Origin of the sequence: Streptomyces sp. NPDC087859 (assembly GCF_044742595.1) — a bacterium.
In the GTDB taxonomy this organism is placed as follows: domain Bacteria; phylum Actinomycetota; class Actinomycetes; order Streptomycetales; family Streptomycetaceae; genus Streptomyces; species Streptomyces canus_F.
The window spans coordinates 388,209-403,507 of the sequence record NZ_JBIUUU010000009.1; the positions used below are offsets into that span (position 1 = coordinate 388,209).

General features: G+C 73.4%; 13 protein-coding genes. 3 read left to right on the forward strand and 10 right to left on the reverse strand.

Annotated elements, in window-relative coordinates; all coding sequences use genetic code 11:
* Positions 1-142: 142 nt before the first annotated feature.
* Both chpD and ACIOHP_RS24175 read left to right on the forward strand, forming a co-directional pair.
* Positions 143-370, forward strand: a complete 228-nt coding sequence (gene chpD, locus ACIOHP_RS24170; protein ID WP_361479138.1) for a chaplin ChpD — start codon at positions 143-145, stop codon at positions 368-370.
* A gap of 133 nt (positions 371-503) precedes the next feature.
* Positions 504-1,331, forward strand: coding sequence for a chaplin (locus ACIOHP_RS24175; RefSeq protein ID WP_401890647.1), 828 nt, complete (start codon positions 504-506; stop codon positions 1,329-1,331).
* A 42-nt stretch (positions 1,332-1,373) separates the two neighbouring features.
* On the opposite strand, the gene ACIOHP_RS24180 is transcribed toward ACIOHP_RS24175, so the two are convergent.
* Complete coding sequence (locus tag ACIOHP_RS24180) at positions 1,374-2,645, reverse strand: NAD(P)-binding domain-containing protein (RefSeq protein ID WP_401890650.1); 1,272 nt, start codon at positions 2,643-2,645, stop codon at positions 1,374-1,376.
* On the reverse strand, positions 2,645-3,922 hold the full coding sequence (locus ACIOHP_RS24185; protein ID WP_401890653.1) for an ATP-grasp domain-containing protein: 1,278 nt from the start codon (positions 3,920-3,922) through the stop codon (positions 2,645-2,647). Before ACIOHP_RS24185 ends, ACIOHP_RS24180 begins: the two co-directional genes overlap by 1 nt.
* Before the next feature lie 136 nt (positions 3,923-4,058).
* Here ACIOHP_RS24185 and ACIOHP_RS24190 point away from each other — a divergent pair, with 136 nt between their 5' ends.
* Entirely contained in the window at positions 4,059-5,357 is a 1,299-nt protein-coding gene (locus ACIOHP_RS24190) for a glycoside hydrolase family 26 protein (RefSeq protein ID WP_401890656.1), read from the forward strand.
* Between the two features lie 22 nt (positions 5,358-5,379).
* Here ACIOHP_RS24190 and ACIOHP_RS24195 read toward each other — a convergent pair whose 3' ends face one another.
* From ACIOHP_RS24195 to ACIOHP_RS24230, 8 genes are all read right to left on the reverse strand, one after another.
* The gene (locus tag ACIOHP_RS24195; RefSeq protein WP_401890659.1) at positions 5,380-6,468 is read right to left on the reverse strand and encodes a GNAT family N-acetyltransferase; all 1,089 of its coding nucleotides are present in this window, start codon (positions 6,466-6,468) and stop codon (positions 5,380-5,382) included.
* Positions 6,465-7,121 carry a lipopolysaccharide biosynthesis protein gene (locus ACIOHP_RS24200; protein ID WP_401890661.1) on the reverse strand — a complete coding sequence of 219 codons (657 nt, stop codon included), beginning with the start codon at positions 7,119-7,121 and terminating at the stop codon, positions 6,465-6,467. The genes ACIOHP_RS24195 and ACIOHP_RS24200 overlap by 4 nt, the downstream gene beginning before the upstream one ends.
* On the reverse strand, positions 7,118-8,263 hold the full coding sequence (locus ACIOHP_RS24205; protein WP_361539054.1) for a glycosyltransferase: 1,146 nt from the start codon (positions 8,261-8,263) through the stop codon (positions 7,118-7,120). Before ACIOHP_RS24205 ends, ACIOHP_RS24200 begins: the two co-directional genes overlap by 4 nt.
* Before the next feature lies 1 nt (position 8,264).
* Positions 8,265-8,987 (reverse strand): polysaccharide deacetylase family protein, encoded by a 723-nt coding sequence (locus tag ACIOHP_RS24210; protein ID WP_361539051.1) that lies wholly within the window; start codon positions 8,985-8,987, stop codon positions 8,265-8,267.
* Positions 8,971-10,941: a murein biosynthesis integral membrane protein MurJ gene (murJ, locus tag ACIOHP_RS24215; protein WP_401890664.1), complete on the reverse strand. Its 1,971-nt coding sequence runs from the start codon at positions 10,939-10,941 to the stop codon at positions 8,971-8,973. The genes ACIOHP_RS24210 and murJ overlap by 17 nt, the downstream gene beginning before the upstream one ends.
* A gap of 410 nt (positions 10,942-11,351) precedes the next feature.
* The gene (locus tag ACIOHP_RS24220; RefSeq protein ID WP_401890666.1) at positions 11,352-12,683 is read right to left on the reverse strand and encodes an O-antigen ligase family protein; all 1,332 of its coding nucleotides are present in this window, start codon (positions 12,681-12,683) and stop codon (positions 11,352-11,354) included.
* A gap of 2 nt (positions 12,684-12,685) precedes the next feature.
* Positions 12,686-14,110, reverse strand: coding sequence for an exopolysaccharide biosynthesis polyprenyl glycosylphosphotransferase (locus tag ACIOHP_RS24225; RefSeq protein ID WP_401890669.1), 1,425 nt, complete (start codon positions 14,108-14,110; stop codon positions 12,686-12,688).
* A complete protein-coding gene (locus ACIOHP_RS24230) occupies positions 14,107-15,276 on the reverse strand; it encodes a glycosyltransferase (RefSeq protein ID WP_401890672.1) in 1,170 nt (389 codons plus the stop codon). The genes ACIOHP_RS24225 and ACIOHP_RS24230 overlap by 4 nt, the downstream gene beginning before the upstream one ends.
* Positions 15,277-15,299 lie beyond the last annotated feature (23 nt).

A 15,299-nucleotide genomic window follows, 5' to 3' on the forward strand; every position in this document is an offset into this window, starting at 1 on the left:
TGGGCTTCTCGTGTCAATTCTGTGAAGGCGTTCGAGTGAATTACCCGGCGACTCACGTTCCGTAGTTTCTTCGTCTGTCTATCCCTCGTTTACAGCCTGCAGGTCACGTCATAGGGGCATGACCGCAGAGAAGGGAAAGCTCATGAAGAAGACCGCTGCTGTCGTCGCGGGCGCGATCATGGCCCTGGGCATGGCCGCCCCCGCTTTTGCCGACGCGGGCGCCGAGGCTGCCGCTGTCCACTCGCCGGGCGTCCTCTCCGGCAACGTGGTCCAGGTTCCCGTCCACATCCCGGTCAACGTGTGCGGCAACACCGTCAACGTCATCGCCCTGCTGAACCCGGCGTTCGGCAACACCTGCGTCAACGACTGACGCCGTAACGTCCCCAGCCACTCCGGCTGTGTGAGCCGGCCTTGGAGACAGCTTCTGTTGCCTTCCAAGGCCGGCTTTTCCCACTTCTTCAAGCAGGAAGACAACGAGATTGCGACAGACCCTGAGTAGGGGAATGGTCGCGGCCGCCGCCGCGACGAGCATCCTGTCCCTGTGCGGCAGCAGCCCAGCCCTCGCCGACTCGGACGCGAACGGCGCCGCCAAGGGTTCGCCCGGCGTCCTGTCCGGCAACGACCTCCAGGCCCCGGTCGACGTACCGGTCAACGCCTGCGGCAACTCCGTCGATGTCATCGCCCTGTTGAACCCGGCGTTCGGCAACTCCTGTGCGAACGAACCCGGTTCGCCCGGGGGCGGCGCCTCGTACGGCGGCGAGTCCGGCTACGGCGGGGGCAGCCACGGCCCCTCCGGGCACGCGACGCACGGCCGCACCGAGGGCTCGCCCGGGGTGCTGTCCGGCAACAACACGCAGGCGCCGGTCGAGGTGCCGGTGAACGCGTGCGGGAACACGGCGGACGTCATCAGCGGACTCAACCCCGCTTACGGCGACGACTGCGGCTCCGGCGGCCCCGGGGACACCCCGGGGTACGGCGACACGCCGACGCCGACGCCACCGGGCCACGGTGACGAGACGCCCACCCCGACGCCGACGCCGCCCGGTCACGGTGACGAGACGCCCACTCCGACCCCGTCGCCACCCGGTCACGGTGACGAGACGCCCACCCCGACGCCGACGCCGCCCGGCCACGGTGACGAAACCCCCACCCCCACCCCGCCGACCAACACGGACAGCACGCCCCCCGGCCCCCACGGTCCACCGCCCCAACTGCCCGACACCGGAAGCAACGAGGCCATGCTGGCCGCTTCCGTCGGCAGTGCGGCGATGATCACGGCCGGTGCCGTGCTGTACCGGCGCGGCCGTAGGCAGGCCGGGGCCCACCAGTAGGCGCGCCGGGTGCCGGACACCTCCGTCCGGCACCCGCGCCCCTCAACGCCCGACCCGCTCCGGCGCGCCGTGCCGCCCCGGAGCCGGGACGACCCCCTCGCGCGGACCGGTGCGCAGACGGCGCCGCACCCCTCGTACCAGCGCGCCCGCCGTGTAGGTCGCGCCGTGCACGAAGCGCATCGCCGGGCCGAAGGCGGAGGCCGTCACCAGGCCCGCCAGGAACAGGCCGGGATGCGACGGTGACTCGAAGTCCCGGCCGGCCGCCGGGGCGCCGTCCGCGCCCGTGGCCAGGGCCGAGCGCAGGTCCTCGGAGAGCAGGCCGAGACGGTCGCCGGCCGCCCTGAACCCCGTGGCCGCGATGACATGTTCGGTCTCCAGGGTGCGCAGGACCCCTGCCCCGTCCGTCCGGTCCAGCACGTCGAGCCGCACCCCGCCCGGCACCGCCCGGGCCGCCGCCACCTCGTGGGCGAGGAGCACCTCCACGGCCGGCTCCACCCGGTCGCGCACCCACCAGGCGCCCGCCGGACCCAGTGCCGTCGCCGCGATCCGGGTCCGCGTCGGCTCCGGGAGCCGGCGGAAGAGACCGGCGCGCTCGGCGTAGAACCAGTTGCGCCAGCCGCAGCCCAGGCCGCTGTGCGGGGAGCGGGCCGACTGCCACCAGGGGCGCTGCCACGGCGGCGGCACATCGTTCCAGCGCAGCTCGCCGGCGCGCGCCAGGACCCGGACCCGGGTGCCCTGTTCCGCGAGGAGGGCCGCCGTCTCCAGGGCCGCCTGGCCGCCGCCGATCACCGTGACGTCCTTGCCGCGGAAGCGGTCGAGTTCGCCGTGGTGGCTGCTGTGCGAGACGAGGGAGGGGGAGAGGCCGTCGAAGGCCGACGGGATCTCCACGAACGGCATCACGCCCACGGCCAGCGCGACCGTACGGGAGGGCAGCACCTCGCCGTCCTCGGTGACCGTCTCGAAGCCGCCGGGGCGCAGGGCCACCACCCGGGACACCGTGCGCTCGTCGACCTTCGGCACGGCGTTGCGGGCGAACCACAGACCGTACTCGGCGAACATCTCCACCGGGACCGGCTCTCCATGACGGGCCGTCACACCCTGCCCCTCGCAGTAGACGTCGAGGCGCCAGCGGCGCTCCGGGTCGGAGAGGCTGGAGGCCCGCGGCTCCGACTTGAGGAACATCCCGCGCGGCATGTGATCGCGCCAGGACGCCATGGGCCGGCCGAAGACGCGCACGTTCAGCCCGGCGGCCGCGGCGTGGGACGTGATGGACAGGCCGTACGGGCCCGCGCCCACCACCAGCAGGTCGTACATCAGCGGCTGCTCGCCTTCTCGTCGTCGGTCAGGCCGGTCGTCAGCGGAGAGGCGGTCGCCTGGCGCACCAGGCGCACGCGGGTCCCGTCGCCGGCCGGGGTGCACAGCCTGCGCAACCGCTCCAGCAGGCGGCGGGACACATGCCGGCTCCACAGCCACCACATCGCCCAGCCGGGCGCCCGGTCGTCCCGGGCACCCCAGGCCCGTTCGCGCCCGGCGCGCGTCGGCCGCAGTGCGGTCAGCGGGGCGTAGTTCTCCACCACGAACGCCCGCCCGGCCCGCGGCACCCCGTCCGGCAGCGGGCGGTGCGTCAGGTCCAGGTGCAGCGCGCGTACGACGTCCAGGTCCGCGCTGTCGCTGAAGAGCCGGAACTGGGCGCCGGGGCGCGGGTTGAAGTCGAGGAGGTGGTGGCGGCCCTCGGCGTCGCAGCGGAAGTCGAGGTCGAAGATGCCGCGGTAGCCCAGCTCGCCGATGATCCGCTCGGCCAGCGCCTGCACCCGCGGATCCGGTGTCCAGCGGCCCACCGCCGTCAGGCCCGCCCCGCGCGGCCAGGCCCGCAGCTTGACCCCGACGCCTCCGCCGCGCACGGCACCCGAGCGGTCGACGTACCCGTGGAAGAACCAGTCACGGTCGGGGCCGGGCGGCAGCCACGCCTGGAGCAGCAGCCGGCTGCCCGCCTCCTCCGAGCGCAGATACAGCTCCCGCGCCTCCTGCGGGGACCGCACCACCACCGTGCTGCGCAGCCCGCTCTCCGTCGGCAGCAGCCAGGGCCGGCTCCACTTCGCGATCACCGGCAGGCCCAGCCGCCAGGCGGCACCCGCGGCCTCGGCCGCGCTCCGCGGGATCAGCGTGAGCGGATGCGGTACGTCCACGGCGGCGCACAGGGCGGCCAGTTCCGCCTTGTCGGCGACGCGTTCGGCCAGCGGGCCCGTCGCCGCGGGCAGCAGATAGGAGGGCGCCAGCTCCTCGCGCAGCCGGTCCACGGCGACCGCGCTCGCGTCGTCCATCGGGATCAGCACCGCCGGGCGCGCGACACCGGCGGCGATACGGCGCAGGGCCACGGCGATGTCGGGGGCGGAGGCCTGCGGTGGCGGCGGGGGGTGGATCCGGCGTACAAAACGCGACCGGGCCACCGGACTTCCGGCGGAATCCGCGATCACATGCACCTCCACCCCGGCCCTGCCGAGCGAGCGCACGGCGCCCAGCGTTCCGTGGTGAAAGGGATTTCGGTCGATCCGCAGCAGTACGGCGGGGACGCGGGTGTCGAACAGCGACACGTACTCAATTCCTTCGGTCGTTTCACCCGTGCGGGCGACAGGGCCACTCGAAAGCCGCAAGCACGGTGGCGGAGTTCGTCTTCGCATGACTCAGTGTCAGTTATCGGATTAGCGCGAGAGTGAGAAAGGAGCAGGCATGGACTCACAGCAGCGACGGACCCGGACCAGACGGCTGGCGTTCATTGCGGCATCGGTCGCCGCGTCCGCCGCCCTGGCCTCGGGGCCCGGATTCGCAGCGGGGGTGGTACAGGCCGGCGATCCTCCCGCTCCCACGCCGGCGGTGCCCGCGGTACCGGCCGTTCCGTCCGCGTCCGCTCAGCCGCCGGCGGCCACCCCGTCCGTCGACCCGGTGATCGTGCCCGAGCCGAAGCCCGTACCGGAGCTGCCCGCCTTCGGCGCCTACCTCGACTACGGCCCGAGCGGAGTGAACCGTATCTCCGAGCTCAGCCGCTGGCTGGGCGGCGCCGAACTGCGCGTCGGCCACACCTATCTGCCCGGCGACCGCTGGAGCAACATCGAGGGCGCCCCCGACTTCCTCGACTCCTGGGCCGACTGGCGCAACGAGCGCGACGACCGGATGTTCGTCCTCAACGTCCCCATGCAGGAGCGCAACGAGGGCCGGGTCCCCGACTACCAGGTCCGGCGGCTGCTCCGGCAGGGCGCGCGGGGCGACTTCGATCACCACTTCCTCCGCCTCGCCGAACGGCTGGTCGAGCTGAAGGTGCCGGACACGGTGATCGTGCTCGGCTGGGAGATGAACGGCATCACGTACACCCATCGCTGCGGGCCGGACCCGGAGGCCTGGAAGACGTACTGGAACAGGATCGTCACCACCATGCGTTCGGTGCCGGGCCAGAAATTCCGCTTCGATTTCACGCCGAGCCGCGGTCAGGACGCCATCGGCTGGACGAAGTGCTATCCCGGTGACGACACCGTCGACATCATCGGCATGGACTCGTACGACCAGCCGGAAGGCATGTCATTCGACCAGCAGGTGAAAGAGCCGTACGGACTTCAGGAGCACGTGGAATTCGCCAAATCCCACGGCAAGGCAATTTCCTATCCTGAATGGGGACTCTTCCGCAACGGAGACAACGCCGAGTACATGCGGCGCATGCTCGCGTGGATGGACGAGCACAAGCCGCTGTACAACACGCTCACGGACTACTGTCCGCACGGCGTCTGGCAGTGCGACGACAACCCCAAGGCGTCGGAGATCTACCGGTCCGTGCTCTTCGGACGCACCGACGAACCGACACCGGCACCGACCGAGCCCACGCCCGACCCCACGCCCGAGCCGACGCCCGACCCGACGCCCGAGCCCACTCCGACGAACCCGCCCAACTGTTCGCCGATGGACCTGGGCGAGTGGGTGGAGTACTGGATCGGCGGGAAGCTGTGCATGCGCTTCGACTGGTGGTCGCGCAGCAGGTGAGGACCGGGTGGCGGCGGGCCGGTCAGGGCCCGCCGCCACCGCGCTCCCTCCACGTGCGCACCAGCTCCTTGCCCCGGCTGCGGGCGGCGACGTCGCACAGCGCCGCCGCCAGCAGCGGGGCGGTGCGTCGCCGGGCCAGCAGCAGCCGCTGGTTGACGACCGGTTCGGGCTTCCAGTGGTGCTTGTACGGCTCGTTGCCGCGCAGCAGACTCAGCGTGCCCCGCGCGTGGTCGCCGGCCGCGTCGAGCAGCATCACCGCCACATCCGCCTTGCGCTCACGCAGACACGGGTGGGCGCCGTACAGATAGCCGCCCGCGAGCCGCCGCGACAGCAGCGTCAGATCGACGGCCACTACGTCGTCGTCCAGCCGGAACTCGGTGACGACCGCGTCCCCGGACCGCACCATCGGAGCGACCGAGCGCACCAGGTGGTCGCGGAACCGCGGCCGCAGATGCTCGCTCGTCACCTTCCGCCCCTGCCACTGGAGCTGGTGCAGCTCCAGCAGCCGCCGCAGCGCCTTGTCGACCTCGCCGGGCTCCACGACATGCCGTTCGACGCCGAGCGAGGACAGCTTGCGCAGCTTGGCGCGCACCCGCTGCTGGGCCTTGGCCGACGGCAGCCGGGCCACCAGCTCGTCCATCGGCACGGCGGGCAGCTCCAGGCACAGCGAATCGCCGACCCGGCGCCGCGGCCCGGGCCAGTGGTCGTAGATCCGCTGCGCCGCGCCGCCCGGCCGCACCTCACGCAGGTCGACCAGCGCGGTGCGGGCCGCCGCGGCCAGCGCCTCCGTGAGCGCGGCGACCGGCTCCTCGCCCCGTTCCTCGTCGAGGAGGACGTCCCCGTAGTCGGAGATCGCCCCGCCGAGCGGCACGAGCGAGGGCACGGGACGCGGTACGCGCATCAGGGGCGCGGCGGCGACCAGGTCGTCCCCGTCCCGGACCACCAGGACTCGGAGCCGCCCGCTATGGCCGTACGACAGCCACCACGAGTGCAGCCAGGCGTGGCTCTGGAACGGGGTCGCGGTGGGGGAACGGCCGTACAGGCGTGCCCAGTCGGGGGCGAGTGCGGCGAAGACGGTGTCGTCGGTGACGAGTTCCGTCGTGTACGTCACAGCTGGCCGTGGGCGTCGGCGGCGACGGCCGGGCCGGGCACCTGGGCCGGGCGCCCCGGCTCGCCGGCGGTCCGTCGCGGCCGCACCAGCAGCACCAGGCCACCGAGCAGGCCGCCCGCGCTCGCCCCGACCAGCCCGGTCACCGCGGGCGGGGCCGAGGACGGCTCGGTGGGCTTGGTGGCGCGGGCGAACTGCTGGAGCTCCACGTTGGTGGCGCTCTGGGCGGTGTCCGCGTGCCGGGTCAGGGCGCGGGCGACCGCGTTGGCCATGTCGGCGGCGAGGTCGGGGCGCGAGGAGGTCGCCGTGATCGCGACCATCGGGGCGTCCGGCGAGGTCGCGGTCTGCACGCTCGACTTCAGCGTCCTGACCGGGACGCCCGCCCACACCTGCGCGTCCCCGAGCACCGCCAGCTGCGTCGCGACCCGGCCGTAGGCCTGCGCGAAGCCGAGTGCGGAGGCGGGGTCGGACTTCTCGGTGGGGACGGCGACGACATAGCTGGTCGCCGTGTACGTCGGCGTCTGGGCCAGGCTGTACGCCCCGCCCAGCATTCCCCCGGCGACGGCACCGGCCGCGAGCAGGGACCAGGCCGGGAGCGTCCTGGCGCGGGTGAGGACCGTGGCGGGGCGGCGCGGTCCGGTGGGGTTCTCGGTCATGAGGAACTGACTCCCTGAGGTGACGTGGGCGACGAGGCCGCGGCCGCGTAGACATCCATCAGCTGTGCGGCGCTGCGGGTGATGCAGTAGTGGTGGGCGGCGTCCGGCGCGGTGCGCGGGCGCGGGCCCTCGGCGCGGGCCGCCGCGATCGCGCGGGCGAACTCGTCGGGGCCGCCCAGGACCTGTCGGCTGCCGGGGGCCGCCTGCGAGGGCAGGTCCTCGATGGCCGGGCAGGAGCTGTAGAGCACGGGCAGCCCGGACGCCAGCGCCTCGACGACCGCCAGCCCGAAGGCCTCCTCGGGCGACGGGGAGACGAGCAGGTCCATCGCGGAGGCGAGGGACGGCAGATCGGGACCGGGGGAGCCGTCGGGGACGCAGGGGCGTTCGCCGGTGAACAGCACCCGGTCGGCGACCCCGGCCGCACGGGCGACCTGGCGCAGCTGGTGCTCGTCCGGGCCGCCGCCGACCAGCAGCAGCCAGCAGTTGTCCGGCAGCTGGGCCAGCGCCCGGATGACGGTGCCGAAGCGTTTGCCCGCCGTGAGCCGGCCGATGGCGCCGATGACGTACGCCTCCTCGGGCAGGCCGAGGCGGCGGCGGGTGTGCAGACGCTGGAGGGCGTCGAAGCGGAAGCGGGGCAGGTCGATGCCGTTCGGGACGACCTCGATACGGGGGGCGGGCACGCCCCAGCGCTTGAGGCGGGCGGCGACGGTGGGGGAGACGGCGACCGTCGCGCGGCCCAGGCGTTCGCTGGCCAGGTAGAGGCCGCGGACCCCGGCGGTGAGCCTGCGGCCCTCCATCTGCGAGTCGCCGAGGGAGTGTTCGGTGGCGACGACCGCGCGGACGCCCGCGAGCCGCGCGGCGAGCCGGCCGTAGACACAGGCGCGGTACAGGTGTGTGTGCACGAGGTCGTAGCCGCCGGCCCGGATGTGGCGGACCAGGCGGGGCAGGGCGGCCAGGTCGCGGTTGCCGGCCATCCCGAGATGGGTGACGCGGACCCCGTCGGCGATCAGCCCGTCGGCGACCGCGCCCGGGTTGGTGAGCGTCACGACGTCGCAGTCGACGGGCAGATGCCGCAACAGCAGCCGCAGTTGCTGCTCGGCGCCGCCGACCCCGAGGCCGGTGATGACGTGGAGGGCCTTCATCTCAGATCCCCTCGACGGGACGGCGGCGCAGCCGGTGCAGCCGGTGCTTGAGGAAGAGGCGTACGGCGGTGTCGTTCTGGCCGATGTGCAGACGGGGCAGGGCGTACGGGCCGGTGAGCGGGCCGGGGTCGATGGCGCAGGCGTACGTGTATCCGGCTTCTCGTACGGCGTCGACGGCGCGCTGGTCGAGCGTTCCGTACGGGTAGCAGAAGCCCTTCACGGGCGCGCCGGTCAGCTCCTCCAGCGCGGTCCGGCTCTCGACGACCTCGGACTTGAGCCGCGGGTCGTCGGCCTTGGTCAGGTCGACGTGGGTGAGACCGTGCGAGCCGATCTCCACGCCCGCCTCGCAGGCCCGGCGCAGGCCGTCGGCGCTGAGCAGCGGCTTGCGCGGGCCGAGCGGGTCCCAGGCGTTGTCGCCGCCGAGACGGCCGGGCAGGACGAAGAGGGTGGCCCCGAAGTCGTGCTCGCGCAGCACGGGCAGGGCGTGGTCGAGGAAGTCGGCGTACCCGTCGTCGAAGGTGAGGCCGACGAGGTCCCTGCGGGTGGGGGCGGCCAGCAGCGCGGCCATGGACACGCCCCGCAGACCACGGCGGCGGAGCCAGGTCAGCTGGCGGTCGAGTCGTTCGGGTGTGACCGTGATGCGGTACGGGTCCTCGGAGCAGTCGCCGACCGAGTGGTACATCGCGATCCACGGGACGGGGGCGGATTCAACGGCAGCGGCCATGCGTCAGCCTTCGTGTGACGGAGCGTAGGGATCTCAGTGCGGGTACGACGCCCTGGGCGTCCAGCGCCCAGGCGAGCAGGACGAAGACGGCGGCGACGGTCGCCCCGCCCGCGGCGAGCCCCGGCACGGCGGACGGCACCTGCCCGGCGACGAAGGTCCCGGCGATCGTCGCGACCACCGCGGCACGGACGGGCCTGCTCAGCTCGCGCAGCGCGCCCCGCTTGCGGATCGGGACGCTTCTGGGACCCATGCCGGCCAGCAGCAGTACGGCGGTCACCGTGATGCCGACGGCGTTGGCGGCGGCGATGCCGCAGACGCCCCAGGGGCCGACCGTCCAGGCGCCGATCCAGGAGGTGGCGACGATGCCCGCAGCCATCGCGGCGACCGGGTACCAGCTGGGGCGGGCGGCGGAGAAGTACGACCGTACGAGCACGCCGGTCAGGGTCTGGCCGAGCAGACCGAGGGCGTACACGCGCATGACGTCCGCGGTGGCCGTGGTGTCCTGGGCGGTGAACGCGCCTCGCTGGAAGAGGAGTTCGATGATCTGCGGGGCGCAGGAGATCACCGTGGCGGCGCCGAGCAGCACCATGCAGGTGGCCAGCGCCAGGTCCCGTTCCACGCGGCTGCGGGCCCGTTCGATGTCGCCGTCGGCGAGGGCGCGCGCGACCACCGGGAAGGTGACCGTGCACAGCATCATCGACAGGGTCATCGGGATCTGGGCGACCTTCTGCGCGTAGTTCAGGTGCGAGATGGCGCCGGCGTCGAGGGTGGAGGCGAGGTAGCGCTCGATGAGGGTCTGGGACTGCCTGCACAGGGCGAAGAGGAGGACGGTCGCGACGAGGGCGGCGGTGACGGCACGGTCGCCGCTCGCGCCCGACTCCGGCTGAGCGACTTGCTTGCGGCACAACTGCCTCACGAAGGAAGGCAGTTGAACGAGGACCATCAGCCCGCCGCCGATCGCGACCCCGATCGCCGCCGACCGCACACCCCACTGCCCGCCCAGGACGAACATCGCCGTGATGATGCCGGTGTTGTACGCCACGTAGATCGCGGCCGGCGCGAGGAACCTGCGGTGGGCGCGGAGTGCGGCGCTGCAGTACCCGGCGAGCCCGAAGCCCAGCACACAGACCGCGGCGAACCGGGTGCAGTCGACGGCGAGAGCGGGGTCGGGCAGGCCCGGTGCCAGCGCCTCGACGAGATAGGGGGCGGTGGCGGCGATCAGCGCGGACACGGCGACGAAGGCCAGGCAGAGGCGGGGCAGCGTGGCGACGACCAGGGCGCGCACCGGATCCCCGGGAGCGCCCTGCGCCCGCCGCGCCAACGCCAGACTGAACGCCGGGACCAGCGCGAAGGCCAGCCCGTCCTCGATGAGCAGCGTCGACGCGAACTCCGGGATCGTCCACGCCACCAGGAAGGCGTCGGTCTCGCTCCCGGCCCCGAAGAGCCGCGCCAGCGCCTGATCCCGCGCGAGCCCGAGAAGCGCCCCGGCGACGGAGAGGACCGCGGTGACGAGGGTGGCTTTGGCCAGGAAGCCGCGGGAGACGGGGGCGAGGTCGGGAAGGGCGGGAGACGAGGTGGAAGGACCCGCGGGGCGGGCCGAGGGGAGGGCGGGAGCGCGTCCCGCGGTGCGGGAAGTCCGGGAGGGACGGGGGGCGCGGACGGCACGTGGGTGGCGGGAGTGCGCGGGAGCGTCCGGGGCCGGGGGAGCGGCCGATGTACGGGATGACGGGTGAGCCGGCGAGGCGCTGGAGACGCGGGGATCCGCCGGAGCCTCGCGGGCCCCGGAATCACCACCGCTGAGGAACCCCTCGGAGACCCCGGGCCCTACGAGCCACTCGCCCTTCCCGGAAACAGTGGACTCCAGCGGTCCCCCGGATGCCTCGGCCGGCTCCGCGCCCCGTCCGTTCGGCGTGCCCGGCGAAACCCCGGAAGTCCGCTGGCTCTGGGAGGCCAAGGGTCGTCCGGATGTCTCGGCGGGCTTCGTGTCCCGTCCGCTCGGGGTGCTCGGCGGAACCGCGGAAGTCCGGGTGTCCCGAGCGGTCGTGGTCCACCCTGAAGTCTCGGCGGCTCTTGCGTCCTGTCCGCCCGGGGAGTCCGTCGAAACCGTGGAAGCCCAGGTGCTCCGGGCGGTCGAGGTCCGCCCCGGAGCCTCGTCAGGCCCTGCGCCCCGTCCGTTCGGCGTGCCCGGCGAAACGTCGGAAGTCCGCTGGCTCTGGGAGGCCAAGGGTCGTCCGGATGTCTCGGCGGGCTTCGTGTCCCGTCCGCCCGGGGTGCTCGGCGGAACCGCGGATGCGCCGGTGGGCCCCGTGTTTCTTCCGCTCGGGAAGCCCGCCGCGTCCCCGGGAGTCCGGGGCGGCGTCACCGTCATCGGGTTGCCGCCTCCTCGGCGCGGTCGGGTGCCGGGGTCGGGGTCGGTGCGGGCCGCTCCGGGGCGCTGCCGAGCAGGGCCCACCAGGCCGCCAGGCCGAAGCACACGGCTGTCAGTACCGTCGAGGGTCCGCCGATGTCGGCGTACGCGAAGTCGGTGAGCTGCCAGACCAGGAAGCCGCAGGCGACCAGGCCGCAGTCGAGCCCCGGACCGGACCGGCGTACCCGCGCCAGCCCCCGCAGCCCGCACACCAGCAGGGCCAGCCAGCCGCCGACGAGGGCGAGGAGACCGATGAGGCCCTGCTCGGAGAGGATCAGGAGGTACATGTTGTGCGGGGAGAGCAGCGGCTGCTTACGGAAAGCCGCGCCCGCGCCTTCCGTGTCGCTGCCGGCGGACAGCGCCAGTGAGGCGTGCGCGTCCCGGTGTTCGGGGAAGCCCTTCAACCCCACGCCGGTCAAAGGCTGTTCACGCCACATGCCGACCGCCGCCGCCCACATGGTGTACCGGTCGGTGACGGACTGGTCGGGCGCGTCGGTGACCTGCGTGATGCTGCTGATCCGCTCCTGGAGCATCGCCGAACCGACCCCGAAACCGCCCACCAGGATCACGCCCAGGGCCATCATCACGGCCCCCACCCGCAGCGCCCGCCGCATCCCGGCCAGCATCAGCTGCACCGTGCACGTCACCGCCGTGGCGATCCACGCCCCGCGGCTGAAGGACAGCGCGAGCGGCACCAGCAGGGCCAGCGCGCAGCAGCCGGCGATCACCCGGTGCCGTACGGGCGTCCGGCCCAGCGCCAGCCCCACCGCGCACACCAGCCCGAAGCACACGACCGTCGCCATGCCCATCACGTCCTGCGCCCCGAAGGTGCCGACGGCACGGATCTCCTGGCCCTGGTACGAGGCACCGGTCCCGGTCAGGAACTGGTGCACCCCGATCGCCCCCTGCCACAGGGCGAGCCCCACGAAGGACCAGGCCAGGACACGGAAGTCGCCCCGGCCCCGGATCAGCAGCAGCACCGCGGCCGGGACGAGGACGAAGATCTGCAGATAGCGGCCCATGCCGGTGATCCCGGCACCCGGTGAGGAGGCTCCCGCGGCGGCGATCGCCAGCCCGAGCACCGGCAGGCCCAGCACCACGGCCGCCGTACGCGACAAGGGGCGCCGCCGGTCCCGTACCAGCAGGATCCCGCAGTAGAGGACCACCAGCGCCGAGACCGCGTCGGCGGGCCCCGCGCCCCCCTCGCCGCCCGGCCCGATCGGCAGCCCCAGCAGGGCGATCACCGCCACCACCGGGAGCACCGGCGCGCATCTGCGCACGTGGTCCATGCTCAACTCCCCGTCGGACGCACGAGGGCGGCGGCGGTGCGGGCCAGGATGCAGATGTCCTGCCACAGCGACCAGTTGTCGATGTACGCGTTGTCGAAGCGGGCCCGGTCCTCGATGGAGGTGTCGCCGCGCAGGCCGTGGATCTGGGCGAGACCGGTGATGCCGGTCTGCATACGGTGGCGGGCCGCGTACCCGGGGTAGGTCTGGCTGAAGTTCGCGACGAAGTACGGGCGTTCGGGCCTCGGCCCCACCAGGCTCATGTCGCCCCAGAAGACGTTCCACAGTTGCAGCAGCTCGTCCAGGGACGTCCTGCGCAGGAAGCGGCAGAACCACGACATCTGGCGTTCGTTCGCCACGCTCCAGCGGGTCGCCGACTCGTGCTCGTCGACCGGGCGGTGGGTGCGGAACTTCAGCAGCGTGAAGGGGCGGCCGTCCTTGCCGATGCGTTCCTGGCGGAACACCACACCGCGTCCGTCGGTCAGCCGCAGCACCACCGCGCACACCAGCAGCAGCGGGCTGACCAGCAGCAACAGGGTCCCGGCCACCAGCACGTCCAGCATCCGCTTGCCGAAGCTGCCGCGTCGCCGTCCGCCCATGTCGAGGCGCCGGCAGGCGAATCCGGCGAGCTGGTCGCGGGTGGCGTACGACGGGGAGTCCGCGTCGACCTCCCACACCGCGCAGCCCGACTCGGCCAACGCCCGGAGCAGAGGCCCCTGTTGGGACCGTACGGACGGATGCACGACCAGCACGTCCCGTACGCCGTTCTGGATGAGAGCCCGCTCGACCTCCTGACCGGTCGTCAGCACGGGCAGGCCGTCACTGCCGTCCGGTGTCTCGGTGACGACGCCCACCGGGCGTACTCCGCAGCGCGGGTGGCGCAGGATGCCCGCGGCCACGCGCTGCGCGGTCGTCGCGGGGCCGATGACGAGGGCGGCGCGCGGGCGGTTCAGCAGGACCGTGCGGCGCCGCCAGTGCACGGCGCCGCGGGCCGCGCAGGCCGCCGCCGACTGGAGGAGGAAACCGAGGGTGAGTGTGTCGGCGGGCAGCGCGTGCTGCGGGGCGTACGCGGCGACCAGCGCGCCGAGCGCCAGCCAGGACACCGCGATCCGGCCGCAGACGGCGGGCAGTTCGTCCAGGACACCCGGCACCGCGCGGGGCAGGTGCGGGCGCAGCAGCATCGACGCGGACACCAGCAGGGCCGCGAGCAGCGGGTGGTGTGTGGTGCCGGTGAGCGCGAGGGCGCCGAGCAGCGCGGCGGTCAGGTCCGCGGCGAGCAGCGGCACCGGCGAGGCGGGCCGGGGCTGCGGACGGCGGTGCGGGAAGCGGAAGCCGCCGGCGACACCGCGCGACGGGATGACCGAGACGGGCGAGAATCCGCGATCCCGTGGCTGCCCGCCGGGCGAGGGGACGGTACTTTCGGCGGTCACGAGTGGATGGACTCCCTGTACTCGGTGGGCACGACGGGCCCCACGGCGCCGAGCAGTTCGCGGTACAGACCCGCCACCGCCTCGGTCGTGTGCCGCACGTCGTGCGTGGACAGGACGTGTTGGCGCCCCTGATGGCCGAGCGACTCGCACAGCAGCGGATCGAGGAGCAGCTCGGCGACGGCGGTGGAGAGCGGCGCCGGATCCCCCGGCGGTACCAGGCAGCGGGGTGCGAGATGCGGCGGCAGGCTCTCCCGGGCGCCGTCCACGTCGGACATCACGACCGGCCGCCCGCAGGCCATCGCCTCCAGCGGGGCGAGCGCCATGCCCTCCCAGCGTGAGGGCAGGACGACCAGATCGGCGGCCTGGTACCAGGGGGCGGTGTCGGTGGCGGCCCCGGCGAACAGCACCGACTCCGGTGCGCGCGCGGCGAGCCGGGCGCGGTCGGGTCCGTCGCCGACGAACACGAGCCGTGCCCGCGGCGCCCGCTCCCGTACCGCGTCCCACGCGTCGAGCAGGACGTCCTGCCCCTTCTGCCGGCACAGCCGTCCCACGCACACGACGAGCGGGGCCTGCGGATCGACGTCCGGCAGCAGTGACGCGCGTACGGTGCCCACGGAGGCGGGGTGGAAGCGGGCGGGGTCGATGCCGTTGGGGATGACGCTCCACCGCCCGGCGATCCCGGCACGCACACCGGTCGTGCGCTCCGCGCCGCTCACGCACACCACCCGGGAGGCCCAACGCGCCCCCCACCGTTCCCACTTCAGTGCGAGTGCCGCGGTGACCCCGCCGACCGCCTCGAAGGACCAGGCGTGCGGCTGGAACACCGTCGGCACCCGTCCCCGTACCGCGAGCCGCCCGGCCAGACCGGCCTTCGCACTGTGTGCGTGCACCAGTTCGGGCCGTACCTCTTCGATCACCTGAGCGAGACGCCGTACCTCCCCGACGAGCGACGGTCCCGGCGAACGTGTCGCCCGCCACCGCCGTACGTCCGCCCCCAGCTCCCGCAGACTGTCGGCGAAGGCGCCGTCCGGACAGGCCACCGCGACCTGCATCCCGGTCGCGAGCTGGGCTCGCACCAGGTCCGTCACGACCCGGGCGACCCCGCCCTCCACGGGTTGTGTGAGGTGAAGGACCCGTGGCCGAGGGTCGGTTGCTGACTGGTGCATTGCGCGGTTTCCTCGCTCACGGA